Genomic DNA, 15,109 nt, shown 5'->3' on the forward strand with positions numbered 1-15,109 from the left:
GGCGGCGCGTGCGGGCCGGGCGGCGCTGGCCGCGTGCGCGGCGTGGGCCCTTGCCGCGTGCGCGGCCTGGGGGGTGCGTGCGCGGGGCCTGCGGTCGCTGCCGGTGCGTGCTCGCAAGAGTTGTCTCGTCCCGGAGGTCTCAGGAGGCCGGGGGCGGGCCTCGGATCATCTCACTCGTGGTGATTCTGCCTCACGGGCAGAGGGCGACGCACAGCGGTGATGACCGGGTCGGGGCCCGGGGCACCCGGGAGGGGCCTGGACTGCGCATTCTCGGGCCTGGCGGCCCTGACTACGCTCTTGCGTCCAGGAACCCCTGCCTACGACCCCGGGCCCCTCGCGTCCGCCGGCGGCTGCCGGTCGACTCCGGGAAGATCCGTATGTCTCGTCGGCCGCTGTCTGAAGGCGGGCCGCAGCGGTGAGGCGGTCATCGCGCCTCGTCCGCAGCTGCCTTGAGGTGGGCCGGGACGGGGGCGCGTTCGAGCTCGTGGCTCAGCTGGTCGAGTTCCGATCCGCCCGCCATCTGGCGAGTGAGTTCCTCCAGTGCGATGTTCTCCCTGGTGTAGCTGCCGGACATCGCTCCGCGCTTCAGCAGCACGAACCGGTCACCGACCAGATACGCGTGGTGCGGATTGTGCGTGATCAACACTACTCCGAGACCTGCGTCACGGGCGGCGGCGACGTACTTCAGTACGACACCTGACTGCTTCACGCCGAGTGCCGCGGTCGGCTCGTCCAGGACGAGCACCTTCGCGCCGAAGTAGACGGCCCGCGCGATGGCCACGCACTGCCGCTCGCCTCCGGAGAGCGTCCCGATCGGCTGGTCGACGTCGCGCAGGTCGATCCCCATCCGGAGCAGCTCCGACCTGGTGGTTTCGCGCATCATCTCGACATCGAGACGCCTGAACGGGCCCCGGCCCCTCGTCGGCTCCGAGCCGAGGAAGAAATTCCGCCACACCGGCATGAGAGGCACCACGGCGAGGTCCTGGTAGACCGTGGCGATACCGCGGTCGAGGGCCTCGCGGGGAGAGGTCAGCCGGGTCTCTTCGCCGCCTATGGCGAAGGTTCCCGCATCGTGCTGGTGCAGCCCGGCGATGATCTTGATCAGGGTGGACTTGCCGGCGCCGTTGTCCCCCAGCACACAGGTGATCTCTCCGGCGTGCACCTCGAGACTCACCCCTTGCAGGGCCTTGATGTTGCCGTAGAACTTGCTCACATCCGTGAGCTTCACCAGGGCTGTCACTTGCTCGCCTCCGCCCGCTTGCGGACCCATGCGTTGAGCAGGGTGGCCAGGAGGAGCATGGCTCCGAGGAAGTACTTGAACCAGTCGGGATTCCACTGGGCGTAGACGATTCCCTTGCTGGTCATGCCGAAGATGAAGGCACCGACCGCCGAGCCCACGGCCGAGCCGTAACCGCCGGTCATCAGACAGCCGCCGATGACGGCCGCGATGATGTAGAGGAACTCGTTGCCGACGCCCTCGCCGGACTGCACGACGTCGTACGAGAACAGCAGGTGCTGGCCCGAGATCCAGGCGCAGAACGCGACGGCCATATAGAGGCCGATCTTGGTGCGGTTGACCGGGACGCCGACCGCGCGGGCGGCCTGCGCGCCGCCGCCCACCGCGAAGATCCAGTTGCCGACGCGGGTGCGCAGCAGGATCCAGGTGGCCAGGGCGACCAGGGCGGCCCACCACAGGATGGTGACCTGCAGGTCGACCCCGCCGAGGGCGAGGTGCGAGGCGAACAGGGCGTGGGCGGAGGTGAAGCCCTCCATGTCGCCGATCGATTTGGTGGAGACCGTGCCGCTGATCAGCTTGGTGAAACCCAGGTTGAGGCCGGTCAGCATCAGGAAGGTGCCGAGGGTGATGATGAAGCTCGGCAGCTTGGTGCGCACCAGCATGACGCCGTTGAAGAAGCCGACGGCCAGGGTGACCAGGAGTGATACGCCGACGCCGACCCAGACGTTCGCCGTCATCTGGTAGCTGAACATCGACGAGCCCAGGGCGGACGAGGTGACCATCACGCCCGTCGACAGGTCGAACTCGCCGCCGATCATGAGCAGCGCGACCGGTACCGCCATGATCCCGATCGTCGAGGAGGCGTACAGGACGGTGCTCAGGCTGGACGCCTGGAGGAAGTTGTCGGCGGCGATCGCGAAGAAGACGAAGACGGCGGCTGCGCCGACCACCGCGCCCAGCTCGGGTCGGCCCATGAGGCGGCGCACCAGCGAGCGGTGCACGAGCCGTTCGTCCATGGGGGGATGTGTGGTGACGAGGCCTGTCATCGGGTCCCTCGCTTCGTGTAGTCCTCCAGGGCGGCCGCGTCCTTCTTGGTGATGATCTGCGGACCGGTGAGCACCGGCCGGCCGCCGCCCAGGGTGTCGGCGTTGTACTTGTGGAGCCAGAGCTGGTCGACGGCCTCGTATCCCTGCAGGTAGGGCTGCTGGTCGACGGCGAAGCCGAGGTCGCCGTCCCTCAGGGACCGGGCCACCTTGGTGTTGAGGTCAAAGGTGTCGATCTCGGCCTTGCTGTTCGCCTGTTCCTTGGCCTTGGCGGCGGTGGCGGCGAAGGGCGCGCCGAGCGTGACGACGGCGTCGATGCCCTTGTCGGATTGCAGCTTCGCCTCGATCGCGGACTGCACCTCGGGCATGTTGGTGCCCTCGACATAGAGGTTCTTCAGCTCGCCGTGGAAGGTCTTCCGGGCACCGTCGCAGCGCTGCTCATGGCCGACGTTGCCCTGCTCGTGCAGCACGCAGAGGGCGTGACGGCGGCCGCGCTTGTTCAGCTCCTCACCGACCGCCTCACCGGCGATGGTCTCGTCCTGGCCGATGTGGGTGAGCGCGCCGACCTTCTTGGACTCCTCCGAGCCCGAGTTGACGGTGACCACGGGTATGCCGGCCTTGACGGCCTTGGCGACGACAGCCTTCATGGCGTCCGGCTTGGCCAGGGTGACGATCAGGCCGTCGACCTTCTGGTCGATCGCGGTCTGCACGAGCTGTGCCTGCTGCTGGGCCTCGTCGTGGTGCGAGTAGAGGAATCTGACGTTGTCCTTGACGGCGGCCTGCTTGGCACCGCTCTGCACGATGTCCCAGAAGGTGTCCCCGTCACCGGAGTGGGTGACCATCGCGAAGGTCCAGCGCGGGGTCGTCACCGCGGCATGGCCCTGGGCGGCCTGCTCGGCCCGCTCCTCCGCCCGCTTGCCGCCCGTACTGCTGCACCCCGTCAGGGTCGCGCCGAGCACCGCCGCCAGAACGGCGCCCGTCGCACGTACTCCTGTCCGAACCCTTGCCACGAAGACGTGCCTTTCCAGCTGCTGTTCTTTCCGGTGCGGCCGGGTCACCCCGGCCGCCCAAGTATCCGTTACGGCGGTTTTCGGGAAATTCACGGGTGCCGCGCGCGGTGTACTTCTCCAGCCGCGGAACGTCCTTCTCCGTGACGACGGCGGGTCCGGTGAGGACGGGCTTGCCGCCACCGAGGACGTTGGCGTTGGTCTTGTAGAGCCACAGCTCGTCGACGGCGAGATAGCCCTGCAGATAGGGCTGCTGGTCGACGGCGAAGCCGATCTCCTTGGCGCCCAGGGACTTCACGACCTGGGCGTTGAGATCGAAGGTGTCGATCTCGGCCTTGCTGCCGGACGTCTTCTTCGCCTTGACCGAGGCGGCGGCGAACGGCGCGCCGAGGGTGACGATGGTGTCGATGTCCTTGTCCGACTGGAGCTTCGCCTCGATCGAGGACTGGGTGGCGGGCATGTTCGTACCCTCGACGTTGAGGTTCTGTACGGAGCCCCTGAAGGTCTTCTTCACGCCCGCGCAGCGGTCCTCGAGGGAGACGTTGCCCTGCTCGTGAATGACGCAGAGCGCCTTCTTCCGGCCGCGCTTGTTCAGCTCCTCGCCCACCGCCTCACCCGCGATGGTCTCGTCCTGGCCGATGTGCGAGAGCGCGCCGACCGCTGTCGAGAACCGGCCGCCGGAGTTGATCGTGACCACGGGTATGCCGGCCTTGACGGCCTTGGCGACGGCGGCCTTCATCGCGTCGGGCTTGGCCAGGGTGACGATCAGACCGTCTACCTTCTGGTCGATCGCGGTCTGCACCAACTGGGCCTGCTGGTCGCCCTCCTTGTTGGCCGAGTAGAGGAACTCCACGTTGTCCTTGGCGGCCGCCTGCTTGGCACCGCTCTGCACGATGTCCCAGAAGGTGTCGCCCTCCCCGGAGTGGGTCACCATCGCGATCTTCAGGCGCGGGGTGTTCACGGCCTTCGCGGCGCTCGTGCCGCCGGCCTTGTCCTCGGCTCCCTTGCCGCCGGAGCTGCTGCACCCGGTGACTGTGAGTGCGATCGTCGCCGCGAGTGCGGCTGCTGTCCGGGTCGTACGCGCTGCGCGTCTGCACGCCATCGTGGGGTCCGCCTTCCCTGCCGGGGCCGCCTCGGTGCGGCTGCAGGGAGTTCTAACGGCGTGCGGCACACCCCGTCAATACTTTGTCCGAACATTCTTACTCGGATGGGCCCGATTCAGCCGCGGACGAGCAGCTGGAACTCAAAGGCGTACCGCGAAGCGCGATAGGTGTGCGAGCCGAACTCGACGGCCCGGCCGGTGTCATCGAAGGTCGTGCGCTGCATCGTCAGCAGCGGAGCGCCTTCCGGCTCGCCGAGCTGCTTGCCCTCCTCGGCATCGGCCGCCTTGGCTCCGACCGTTTGCCGGGCGCTGTGCAGGGTGATGCCGGCCTCGCGCATGAGCCGGTAGAGGCCGGTGGCCTCCAGGCGCTCGGTGTTCAGCTCCAGCAGACCGAGGGGCAGATGGTTGCGCAGATGGGCCATGGGCTCGCCGTGCGCGAGCCGCAGCCGTTCGATCAGAACGACATCGGATCCCTCGGCGACGCCGAGCGCGGCGGCGACCTCCGCGGTGGCCGGCTCGACGGTGTTGCGCAGTACGCGGGTCGCGGGTCGCTGGCCCGCGGCTTCAAGGTCGTCGTAGAGGCTGCTCAGCTCCAGCGGGCGCTTGACCTGGCTGTGGACGACCTGGGTGCCGACACCTCGGCGGCGTACGAGCAGACCCTTGTCGACCAGCGACTGTATCGCCTGCCGGACGGTGGGGCGGGACAGCCCGAGCCGCCCCGCCAGCTCGATCTCGTTGCCGAGCAGGCTGCCCGGGGCGAGCTTGCCCTGCTCGATCGCCGCTTCGAGCTGCTGGGACAGCTGGAAGTACAGCGGGACCGGGCTGTTGCGGTCCACGCTGAGCTGGAGTGCGCCCGTCGCGTCTGCTTCGTGCTTCGCCACGGTCGTGAGCGTAGCCGTCAGGGCAGATGACGGGAAGTTGTAAGACTGATTGTCCGGACATATCCGGGCCGGGTGCGGTGACCTGCACCGCTCCTCCTGACGCCTGGGGTACGTTCGGGGACATGACAGCGCTGACCTACGGCCATGTGAAGTCCGCCCGGGACCGTATCGCCGGACGGACCCGGCCTGTCACCCTCGCACCGACGGACACCTTCCGTGACGCCGAGTTGTGGCTGGCGCTCGAGTTCATGCAGCACACCGGGTCCTTCAAGGCCCGCGGCGCGGCGAACTTCACCGCCGCGCACGTCGAGGCTGGCACCATGCCGGAGGCCGGTGTCGTCATCGCCTCCGGTGGGAACGCCGGGCTCGCCTGCGCATGGGCCGCCGCGCAGCACGGCGTGCCGGCGACGGTGTTCCTGCCGGAGACGGCGCCTGCCGTGAAGGCCGACAGGCTGCGCGCGCTCGGCGCGGACGTACGGCAGGTCGGCGCCGAGTACGCCGAGGCCCTCGACGCCTCCCGTCAGTACGCGGCCGCCTCGGGCGCGCTGGAGTCGCACGCCTACGACCACCCGCTGATCGCCGCGGGCGCGGGCACCCTGCTCACCGAGATCCACGACCGTCTGCCCGGGGTGGACACCGTGGTCGTGGCAGTCGGAGGCGGCGGGCTGTTCTCCGGGATCGCCGCGGCCGCCGACCACCACGGCGTACGGGTCGTCGCCGTCGAGCCGGAGCGCTGCCGGGCGCTGAACGCCGCGCTGGAGGCCGGGCGGGTGGTGGACGTGCCGGTGGAGTCCGTCGCGGCCGACTCCCTCGGAGCCCGTCGGGTGTCCGAGACCGCGTTGCGCTGGGCGCAGCGCGCCGATGTGCGCTCCGTCCTGGTTTCGGACCAAGCGATCGTCTCGGCTCGGCAGGCATTGTGGGACGAGAGCAGACTCGCGGTCGAGCACGCGGCCGCCACCGCACTGGCGGCGCTGCGGTCCGGGGCGTACGTCCCGGCGCCGGGCGAGAGGATCTGCGTCATCCTGTGCGGCGCGAATACGGATCCCTCGGACCTGGTCCGGCGATAGGCGCGCCTGCGGCGGGCTCCGCATGCCCCCACGAGGCGCCCCAGCGGTGGCTGGCGGCGGATCCTCGCCCTGTGGACGGACTCCTCGCCCGCCTTCTTCCGGGGCACCTCTCAGCTGCTGCTGGGAGCTGCCCCTGCGGCCGCCGAATCCTGGCGCTCAGCCTCTTGGGCACGGGGTCTGGGGCGGAGCCCCAGTATCGGGAAGGGCGGGGTAGGGGCGGTCAGCGGAAGCGGATCGGCAGGCGCTGCGGCCCGCGAATCAGCATGCCCGTGCGCCAGGTGATCGCCGCCGGATGGATGTCGAGCGCCAGATCCGGACAGCGCTCCAGCAGCGTACGGACCGCCACCCGCGCCTCCAGACGGGCGAGCGGCGCGCCCAGGCAGTAGTGGATTCCATGGCCGAAGCTCAGATGGCCCCGCGCGTCCCTGCGGATGTCGAAGCGGTCGGCGTCCGGGAAGCGCTCCGGGTCACGGTTCCCGTCGGCGATCGCGACCAGGACGAGTTCACCCCCACCGGGAACCGTGGTGCCGCCGATGTCCATGGGCTCGGTGGTGAACCGGTACGTCGGCGTCTCAACCGGCCCGTCGTAGCGCAGCATCTCCTCCACCGCGTTCTCCATGAGCGAGAAGTCGGCGCGAAGCGCGGCCAGTTGATCCGGGTGGTTGAGCAGGGCGAGGACTCCGTTGGAGATGAGGTTGACGGTGGTCTCGTGCCCGGCGACGAGCAGCAGCCACACCGTGCCCATCAACTCGTTGACGGAAAGCTGGTCCCCGTCCTCGTCGGTGGTACGGATCAGCGCGCTGACCAGATCGTCCCCCGGGTCCTTCCGCTTCTCCTCGATCAGCCAGGCGATGTAGCCGGCGGCCGCCTCCGACGCTGACCTCCGTACCTCCACGTCGGGGTCTGACGTCACGTCATTGGTCCAGGTACGGAAGGACTGCCGGTCCAGGAACGGCACCCCCAGCAGTTCACAGATCACTGAGATCGGCAACGGGAAGGACAGGGCCTCCACGAGATCAGCGCGGCCGTCCGCACGGGCGAGCATGGCGTCCAGCAGCTCGTCGGTGATCTGCTGTACCCGCGGCTCCAGCGCCTCGATCCGGCGCGGGGTGAACTCCTTCGAGACCAGCTTGCGCAGCCGGGTGTGGTGCGGCGGGTCCGAGCTCAGCATGTGCGTACCCGACGCGACGCTGGACAGCCCCAGCGCGGCGGAAGCGTTCTTCCAGCTCTTCGACAGCCGCGGATCGGCGAGCGCGGCACGCCCCGCCTCATGGCCGACGATGAGCCAGGCGTCGGCGCCCTCCGGCATACGTACCCGGTGCACTGGTCCGCGTGCGCGAAGTTCGGCGTAGACGGAATAGGGGTCCCGGGTGAAGTCCTCCCCGAGACCGGCGAGGTCGATCAGCGCGTCTGTGCTCATGGTTCCCCCATGGTGGTGAGAAATGAGCACACACTAACCGGCGACGCGGCGCCCTGAGGGGCCCCGATTCAGCCGATTTCGGGCGACAATCGGCCTGTACGCGGTACATGTTGGCGCCCCGGCGGGGACCCGCGTTCAGCCGAAGCCGAAGCCGTCCACCTCCGCAAGCCGGGCGAGCAGATCGGCCGCGCGCTTGGCCACAGCGTCCCGGTCGCCCTCCGAGAGCTCCGAACCCATACCGCACGCGACCGCGCCCGCGGCGATCCACTCCGGGGCGTTCTCGACGGTCACACCGCCGGCGGGCAGCAGCGGCGCCTGGGGCAGCGCCGCGCGTACGTCCTTGATCCAGCCGGGCCGATACGCCGAGGCCGGGAAGAGCGTGAGTGCGTCCGCGCCCAGTTCCATGGCCTGCACCATCTCGGACGGGGTGGCCACGCCGGGGAAGACGGGGATCCCGTAGCGGTGGCCGGTGCGGATGACGTCGGCGTCGAGCGCGGGCGAGATCAGGAAGCGGGCGCCCGCGTCGATCGCCATCCGGGCTGACGAGGCGTCCAGAACGGTGCCCGCACCGATCAGGGCCTCCTCGCCGACCTCGCGGGTGAGCGTGGTGATGACCTCCAGCGCGAACGGGGTGGTCAGGGAGATCTCCAGGCTGGTGATCCCGGCGGAGACGAGGGTGTCGGCCGCGGCGGCCGCCTGGTCGTAGCTCTCGGTGCGGATGATGGCGAAGACCCGCTGCGCCAGCGCGGCACGGGTGATCTCCCAGCGGTACACGGCAGTCGGCTGCCCTTTCGTGTGTGCGAAGACGCGGACACGGCCGATCCGGCCGACCGGGCCAGGGCTGTCACACGGGTCGTGGCGTCGGTTGCGGTCGGCGACAGCATGGGCGCGATGCCGGATATGGGTAACGTCCCGGAGCCGCGCCCGTTTGCCACTGTTGCCTCCGCTGCCCGCCCGTACGTCACTTCTGCCGGAACCGTACCGGGCACCACTGACATCGGCCCCTCCGGGGGCCCGATCGGCGCGCCCCCGGGGAGCTGGGTTCAGCAGTTGGCGTCGATGAGGTCGAACGAGGCGTAGTGGTCCGCGGTGTAGTAGTCCTCCTGAGGGGCCTCGCCGGTGATGATGCGGCGGGCGCCGCGGTCCGGCGATCCGGGCGTCTTGACCGTGTACTCGTGGTAGTAGCCGCTCTGCTGGGCCGGCAGTTGGCCTTCGCGGTTCTGGAAGACGGTGCCGTCCTGGGGGTACGGGTACGGGCCGCCGGCCTCGATCAGGTTGAGGGTGTCGTGAGCCTCGGACGGCAGGGCGGAGTAGCAGATGTCCCCGACCTGCGCCGCGGACGGCGCCGCGGCGTGCGTGACCGGAGAGGCCGTGGACTGCGAGGCGGAGGCGAGGGCGGGTCCGCCGACCAGGAGAGAGGAGACCAGGGCGCAGAGGGCGCCGGTCCTGACGATCCGTGGGGGGAATTTCATGCCATGAGCATGACGCCGACGACTGACTGGCTGTCAACGCCAAACGGCCTTTGCTTGCTGGGAGTTCACACGATCTTTTCCGGCGAACCGCGTGGCCCGCCGGAAAAGCTGATAGCCGCGTCAGCTTGCTGTGGCGTTGCGGCGCCTGAGGACGGCGATCGAGCCGAGGGCGATGACCGCCAGCAGGATGATGTAGCCGGAGACCGACATCGAGGTGCCGGTGGACTCCAGCAGCAGCACCATCACAAACGGCGCGAGTCCGCCGCCGAGAACCGCGCTGATCTGGTAGCCCAGTGAGGCCCCGGTGTAGCGCATCTCGGCCGTGAACAGCTCGGCGAACAGCGCCGCCTGCGGGCCGTACATGATGGACAGGAACAGGCTGCCGACGAGCGTCGCGACGGTCAGCCCGGTGAGCGAACGGGTGTCGATGAGCAGGAACAGCGGCACCGCCCACAGGAGCAGTCCGACCGCACCCACCGTGTAGATCTTCAGCCGGCCGAACTTGTCGGAGAGCGCCGCCGCGGCCGGGATCGTCAGCAGCTGGAAGGTGCTGACCAGCAGCGAGATGGTGAGGACGGACCCGCGGTCCATGCCCAGACTGCGGGTGGTGTAGTCCAGCACACCGGTGATGAGGATGTAGAAGGTCGCGGTGTTGACGGCGAACGAGCCGCCCGCGAGCAGCACCGTCCCCAGGTGGTTGCGGAGGATCTCGCGCAGCGGTGACCTTTCACCGTCCTCGGCCTTCTCCTGCGCGGCGAGTCGACGTTCGGCCTCCCGGAACTCGGGGGTCTCCTCGACCCTGGTGTGGATGTACCAGGCGAGGATCAGCACCAACAGACCGATGAGGAACGGCAACCGCCAACCCCAGGAGGCGAAGGCCGCGCCCGGGGCGACGCCCGCGGCGAGGAGAAAGGCACAGTTGGCGGTGACGACCCCGATGGGGACGCCGAGCTGGACCAGACTGCCGTACAGCCCGCGCTTGCCCGGCGGGGCGTACTCGGTGGCCATGAGCATCGCGCCGCCCCACTGGGCACCGACGGCGACGCCCTGCAGGACGCGGAGCAGCACGAGCAGCACGGGCGCGATGATGCCGATGCTGTCGTAGGACGGCAGGACGCCGATGGCGGTGGTGGCCAGACCCATGATGGTCAGGGCGAGCACGAGCATCGGCTTGCGGCCGCGCTTGTCACCGAGGTGACCTGCGATGACGCCACCGACGGGCCGGGCGAGGAAGCCGACGGCGAAGGTGGCGAAGGCAGCGAGCACGCCGGCGACGGGGCTGGCGGAGGGGAAGTACTGGTGGCCGAGGACCAGGGCGGCCGCGATGCCGAAGATGAAGTAGTCGTACCACTCGACGGCAGCGGCCAGTGCCGCGGCGCCGGCGGTGCGGCGACGGCGCGAGACCTCGGCGGAATCAGGGGCAGGGCTCTCGGCGGAGTCTGGTGCGGGGGCGCTCGCAGCGGAAGATGTATCCATGGTGCCGCCCTTCGAAGGAGGGTGGGGACGGGATGGGGATGTCGGCGCCGACGAGCGAAAACGGAATCCCGGGGCTGAGCGCGAGTGAACGTACCGACCGGGTGGTATGGCGTCAACCGCATGAACAGCATCGATTCGTACCGGCCAGTAGGTATGAAGGGGCGCGCGCCGCGTACTGTCGGTGTCGAGGCGACCCGGTGCGGCGCAGTGCTGCGAGCCGCCGGTTCTTGTACACAGCGGTCCGGCCGGTGCGCTCCTCGCACACCGGCCGGCTTCGGAAAGGGCGTCAGGCACAGCCCGAACACGCTGAGTTGGGTCAGCCGCCGAGCTCTTGGTGCCGGGCCGCCAGCCGCTGAGCACCGGCCTCCGTCAGCGAGCCGAAGAGGCGCAGCCGCGAGACGCCACCATCGGGGAAGATGTCGATCCGGACGTGGGTGGCGGCAGGGGCCGCGTCCAGTACGAACCGGTGGTTGGTGTCGGGCTGCAGACGCGTGCGCGGAAGGATCTCCACCCATGCGTCGCAGGCATGGTCGGCCGGGTCGGCGCCGCCGGAGACGTCCAGGGCGTACAGCGCGGCCCAGCCCGCCGCGTTGCCCTTGAGGTAGGCGGTGTCGATCTCGACCGCGCGGATCTCGGACTGCCCGACGAGCGCGTAGCGGATCCAGTCGTGGCCCTTGTCGCGGCGGCGGCGGGTCTCCCAGCCGTCGTCCATCTTGCGGGAGCGGCCCGGCTGGATGGTGTTGGTCGCCGGCGAGTAGAAGCGGTCCGAGGCGTCCAGTACCTGGCCGCCGTTCTCCAGCGCGACCAGGTCGAAGGTGCCGAGGGCGGCGAGCCACACCGGGTCGGGGGCGACCTCGCCGTACACCCGCAGGCGCGCGATCCCGCCGTCGGGGTGCTGGTTGACGCGCAGGTGGGTGAAGCGCTGCTCGACGTCGACGGCGAAGCCGTTGGCCGCGTGGCCGCCGATCGGTGTACGGGGTACGAGCGTTGTCCACTTCACGTCGTCGGCGAGCAGGTCGTCGGGCGAGGCGGACGGGGCGGCGGAGGCGGCCTCGATGCTCACGGCCTGCGGGTGGTTGCCGCGGAAGTGGGCGGTGTCGACGACGATGCCGCGGATGACGCCGGGCGCACCGAGCCGTACCAGCGCCCAGTCGTGGTCGTCCTCGGCCGGGTGCGGCTGCTCGGCACTGATGCCACGGCGGCGCCGGGTCTCCCAACCGTCCATGATCTTGCCCTTGTGCCCGAAGTGCTCCGGGTCGAAGTGGGCGGGCTCGGGGATGAGCAGGTTCTCGCGCTGGGCGAAGAACTCGTCGTTGGCGGCGATGACGCCCGCACCCAGCCGGCGGTCGGCGAGATCCGCGAGGTGGGTGAAGGGGAAGTCGGCGGTGCGGTAGTCGGCGTACGGGTCGCCGCCGCCGTACGGGCCGGCATCGCCGGTGAAGCGCGGTATCTCCGCGGCCATGGTTATCGCTGCCTTTCCAGAAGGAGGCCGGTGGGCTCGGTGGTCGTGCCGTGGTCGGCGATCCGCTGCCCGCGCAGCCAGGTGGACCGTACGACGCCGTACAGCGTCTTGCCGGCGTAGGCGGTGACCTGGTTGCGGTGATGCAGCTCCGCGGGATCCACGGTGAAGGTCTCATCGGGTGCGAGCACGGTGAAGTCGGCGTCGCGGCCCGGCTCGATGGCGCCCTTCCGGCCCAGGCCGGCCAGCTCGGCGGGTGCGGTGGCCATCCAGCGGACGACGTCCTCGAGGGTGTGGCCGCGGCCCCGCGCCTCGGTCCAGATCGCGGGCAGGCCGAGCTGGAGGGAGGAGATGCCGCCCCAGGCCTGGGCGAAGTCGCCGGTGTCGAAGCGCTTGAGGTCGGCAGTGCAGGGCGAGTGGTCGGAGACGACGCAGTCGATCGTCCCGTCGGCCAGCCCCTCCCACAGCGCGTCCTGGTTGGCCGCCTCGCGGATCGGCGGACAGCACTTGAACTCGGTGGCGCCGTCGGGGACTTCCTCGGCGGTGAGGGTGAGGAAGTGCGGACAGGTCTCCACCGTCAGCCGCACGCCCTCACCCTTCGCCGCGGCGATGAGCGGCAGCGCGTCGCTGGAGGACAGGTGGAGGACGTGCACGCGCGCGTGCAGCTTCTTGGCGAGCGTGATGAGGCCGGAGATGGCCTCGTTCTCGGCCTCTCGGGGACGCGAGGCGAGGAAGTCGGCGTAGCGGGGGCCGCAGCGCTGCGGGGCGCTCTCCAGCCGCTGCGGATCCTCGGCGTGCACGATGATCAGCCCGTCGAAACTCGCGATCTCGCCCATGGCGCGCTCCAGTTCGCGCTGGTCGAGCTGCGGGAACTCATCGACACCGGAGGGCGACAGGAAGCATTTGAAGCCGAAGACTCCCGCCTCGTGCAGGGGGCGCAGGTCCTTGGTGTTGCCGGGGATGGCGCCGCCCCAGAACCCGACGTCGATGTGCGCCCTGCTGCGCGCGACCCCGCGCTTGATCTCGAGGTGCTCCACCGTGGTGGTGGGAGGAAGACTGTTGAGCGGCATGTCGACGAGCGTGGTGATGCCCCCGGCCGCGGCGGCCCTGGTCGCGGTCCAGAAGCCCTCCCACTCGGTACGGCCGGGATCGTTGACGTGCACGTGGGTGTCCACCAGGCCGGGGAGCACAACGTCGTCCCCGAAATCCTCGATCCGCGCACCGGCGGGCGGCTCGGCGTCGTACGGCAGCACGGCCGCGATCCTGCCGTCGGCCACGGCGACTGCTGCCGGGCGCGTCCCCTCGGGGGTGATGACGCGCGTCGAGCGCAGAACCAGCTCCACCTCGGACACCCGGGTCTCCCTCTTCTCGGCTTCTCACTGCGGCTGTGCTCGCGGCATCTGGTGTGTGGTGCCGAAGGAAGAACGGCTTCCACACAGCGAAATTTCAACGATCTGTTGAATGGGAGTCTTCACTCCGGCACCGCGTCCGTCAAGACCCCCTCGCCTCGGCCGAATCGGCCCTTGACACCGCCCCGACCTGCGGGAACCGCGGTACAGCCCTCGGCGGCCAGCCCCCGCGAGACGTTGTCGGGGGAGCCGACTTTCGCGGTTTGAGGGATTCCACGTATTGGAACGATGATTCCGGGAATCAGACCGTAGCTATCGCCACTAGCCAGGTCGGGGATACGGGCCTACGCCACGATCACGTGGGCAAACAAGCCGTGACCGGCGCGAACGCAGTGTCAGGGCCGATGTGGAGGTCGGCTGGGCCGGGTAGGCTGCCTACTTGCCGGTCGGCCGCGGCGCGCGCACTGACGCGGTGGTCGGCCCCATCTGCTGCCTCGAAAGGAACGCGACGTGCCGCCGTCCGACAGCACCTCCGCAACCGCCAAGCCCGCCAACGGCTCCGGCGGCGTGCAGTCCCTCGAGCGCGCCTTCGATCTGCTCGAGCGGATGGCCGACGCCGGGGGCGAGGTCGGGCTGAGCGAGCTGTCCAGCAGCAGCGGACTTCCGCTGCCCACCATCCACCGGCTGATGCGCACGCTGGTGGCCTGCGGCTATGTACGGCAGCAGCCCAACCGTCGCTACTCCCTCGGCCCGCGGCTGATCCGCCTCGGCGAGAGCGCGTCCCGCCTGCTCGGCACCTGGGCGCGCCCGTATCTGGCACGGCTGGTCGAGGAGACCGGCGAGACGGCGAACATGGCCCTGCTCGACGGCGATGAGGTGGTGTACGTCGCGCAGGTGCCCTCGCGCCACTCGATGCGGATGTTCACCGAAGTCGGCCGTCGGGTGCTGCCGCACTCCACGGGCGTCGGCAAGGCGCTGCTCGCCAACTCCCCGGCCGAGGAGGTCCGGGCGCTGCTGGCGCGTACGGGAATGCCGGCCGCGACGGAGAAGACGATCACGACGCCCGATGCCTTTCTGGAGGCGCTGGGGCAGGTCCGGGAAGCCGGCTACGCGGTGGACGACAACGAGCAGGAGATCGGCGTCCGCTGCCTGGCCGTCGCGGTGCCCGACGCGCCGACGCCCGCGGCCATCTCGATCTCGGGTCCGGCCGGCCGGGTGACGGAGGCGGCCACGGAGAAGATCGTGCCGTTGCTGCGGGAGGTCGCGGCCGGGCTGTCGTCCGCGCTGGCCGGCACCGGCGCGAATGCGACCTCGGCCTGACGGCCGAAGCGAAACGCAGCCTTCGCGGCTCGCACGTCGCCGTGCGTTGCACCCCCACCGCTAGGGTGCACATGCCAGGCCTGGACCGCCAGGCCCCGCAGGGTCCGGCGGTCCGCGCCAGTCTTTGCCACCCGGTGGTTGGGGAAAGTCCGCGCCGAAGGCGCGGGGACGCCAGCCCGGGGCCGGGGTCCCCATGCCATGTCAACACCCGGGTCCCCGGCAAGGGCCTGAGGCCGGTGCCGCACCGAGCCCGGAATACCGGGCCAGGGCCAAGGG

12 protein-coding genes and 1 pseudogene are annotated in these 15,109 nt (G+C 69.9%); 2 read left to right on the forward strand and 11 right to left on the reverse strand.

Annotated elements, in window-relative coordinates; genetic code table 11:
* Nucleotides 1-424 precede the first annotated feature (424 nt).
* From ACY34J_RS11235 to ACY34J_RS11255, 5 genes and pseudogenes are all read right to left on the reverse strand, one after another.
* A complete protein-coding gene (locus ACY34J_RS11235) occupies nucleotides 425-1,240 on the reverse strand; it encodes an ATP-binding cassette domain-containing protein (protein ID WP_462726339.1) in 816 nt (271 codons plus the stop codon).
* A complete protein-coding gene (locus ACY34J_RS11240; protein ID WP_462726340.1) occupies nucleotides 1,237-2,253 on the reverse strand; it encodes an ABC transporter permease in 1,017 nt (338 codons plus the stop codon). The genes ACY34J_RS11235 and ACY34J_RS11240 overlap by 4 nt, the downstream gene beginning before the upstream one ends.
* Before the next feature lie 26 nt (nucleotides 2,254-2,279).
* Nucleotides 2,280-3,290 (reverse strand): sugar ABC transporter substrate-binding protein, encoded by a 1,011-nt coding sequence (locus ACY34J_RS11245; protein WP_462726341.1) that lies wholly within the window; start codon nucleotides 3,288-3,290, stop codon nucleotides 2,280-2,282.
* Between the two features lie 91 nt (nucleotides 3,291-3,381).
* Nucleotides 3,382-4,389 (reverse strand): annotated as a pseudogene (locus ACY34J_RS11250) (sugar ABC transporter substrate-binding protein); the annotation flags it as partial.
* 116 nt (nucleotides 4,390-4,505) lie between these two features.
* Nucleotides 4,506-5,225, reverse strand: coding sequence for a GntR family transcriptional regulator (locus ACY34J_RS11255; RefSeq protein ID WP_462726379.1), 720 nt, complete (start codon nucleotides 5,223-5,225; stop codon nucleotides 4,506-4,508).
* 167 nt (nucleotides 5,226-5,392) lie between these two features.
* On the opposite strand from ACY34J_RS11255, the gene ACY34J_RS11260 reads away from it, so the two are divergent.
* Nucleotides 5,393-6,337, forward strand: coding sequence for a threonine/serine dehydratase (locus ACY34J_RS11260; protein WP_462726342.1), 945 nt, complete (start codon nucleotides 5,393-5,395; stop codon nucleotides 6,335-6,337).
* Between the two features lie 220 nt (nucleotides 6,338-6,557).
* Here ACY34J_RS11260 and ACY34J_RS11265 read toward each other — a convergent pair whose 3' ends face one another.
* The 6 genes from ACY34J_RS11265 to allB form a co-directional block, all read right to left on the reverse strand.
* Nucleotides 6,558-7,757 (reverse strand): cytochrome P450 family protein, encoded by a 1,200-nt coding sequence (locus ACY34J_RS11265; protein ID WP_462726343.1) that lies wholly within the window; start codon nucleotides 7,755-7,757, stop codon nucleotides 6,558-6,560.
* A 135-nt stretch (nucleotides 7,758-7,892) separates the two neighbouring features.
* On the reverse strand, nucleotides 7,893-8,531 hold the full coding sequence (locus ACY34J_RS11270; protein ID WP_462726344.1) for a bifunctional 4-hydroxy-2-oxoglutarate aldolase/2-dehydro-3-deoxy-phosphogluconate aldolase: 639 nt from the start codon (nucleotides 8,529-8,531) through the stop codon (nucleotides 7,893-7,895).
* A 269-nt stretch (nucleotides 8,532-8,800) separates the two neighbouring features.
* The gene (locus ACY34J_RS11275; RefSeq protein WP_462726345.1) at nucleotides 8,801-9,229 is read right to left on the reverse strand and encodes a guanyl-specific ribonuclease; all 429 of its coding nucleotides are present in this window, start codon (nucleotides 9,227-9,229) and stop codon (nucleotides 8,801-8,803) included.
* A gap of 120 nt (nucleotides 9,230-9,349) precedes the next feature.
* Nucleotides 9,350-10,705: an MFS transporter gene (locus tag ACY34J_RS11280; RefSeq protein WP_462726346.1), complete on the reverse strand. Its 1,356-nt coding sequence runs from the start codon at nucleotides 10,703-10,705 to the stop codon at nucleotides 9,350-9,352.
* Between the two features lie 316 nt (nucleotides 10,706-11,021).
* Nucleotides 11,022-12,167: an allantoicase gene (alc, locus tag ACY34J_RS11285; protein ID WP_462726347.1), complete on the reverse strand. Its 1,146-nt coding sequence runs from the start codon at nucleotides 12,165-12,167 to the stop codon at nucleotides 11,022-11,024.
* A 2-nt stretch (nucleotides 12,168-12,169) separates the two neighbouring features.
* The gene (gene allB, locus ACY34J_RS11290; protein WP_462726348.1) at nucleotides 12,170-13,516 is read right to left on the reverse strand and encodes an allantoinase AllB; all 1,347 of its coding nucleotides are present in this window, start codon (nucleotides 13,514-13,516) and stop codon (nucleotides 12,170-12,172) included.
* 507 nt (nucleotides 13,517-14,023) lie between these two features.
* Here allB and ACY34J_RS11295 point away from each other — a divergent pair.
* Nucleotides 14,024-14,833, forward strand: coding sequence for an IclR family transcriptional regulator (locus ACY34J_RS11295; protein ID WP_462726349.1), 810 nt, complete (start codon nucleotides 14,024-14,026; stop codon nucleotides 14,831-14,833).
* The last annotated feature ends 276 nt before the right edge of the window (nucleotides 14,834-15,109 follow it).

It is taken from the genome of Streptomyces sp. HSS9-12 (assembly GCF_054963655.1).

Excerpts from the sequence above, each read along its gene's own strand:
- ACY34J_RS11280 (WP_462726346.1), bottom strand. The coding sequence starts at position 10,705 with ATGGATACATCTTCCGCTGCGAGCGCCCCCGCACCAGACTCCGCCGAG.
- ACY34J_RS11240 (WP_462726340.1), bottom strand. The coding sequence starts at position 2,253 with ATGGACGAACGGCTCGTGCACCGCTCGCTGGTGCGCCGCCTCATGGGC.
- ACY34J_RS11265 (WP_462726343.1), bottom strand. The coding sequence starts at position 7,757 with ATGAGCACAGACGCGCTGATCGACCTCGCCGGTCTCGGGGAGGACTTC.
- ACY34J_RS11275 (WP_462726345.1), bottom strand. The coding sequence starts at position 9,229 with ATGAAATTCCCCCCACGGATCGTCAGGACCGGCGCCCTCTGCGCCCTG.
- alc (WP_462726347.1), bottom strand. The coding sequence starts at position 12,167 with ATGGCCGCGGAGATACCGCGCTTCACCGGCGATGCCGGCCCGTACGGC.
- ACY34J_RS11260 (WP_462726342.1), top strand. The coding sequence starts at position 5,393 with ATGACAGCGCTGACCTACGGCCATGTGAAGTCCGCCCGGGACCGTATC.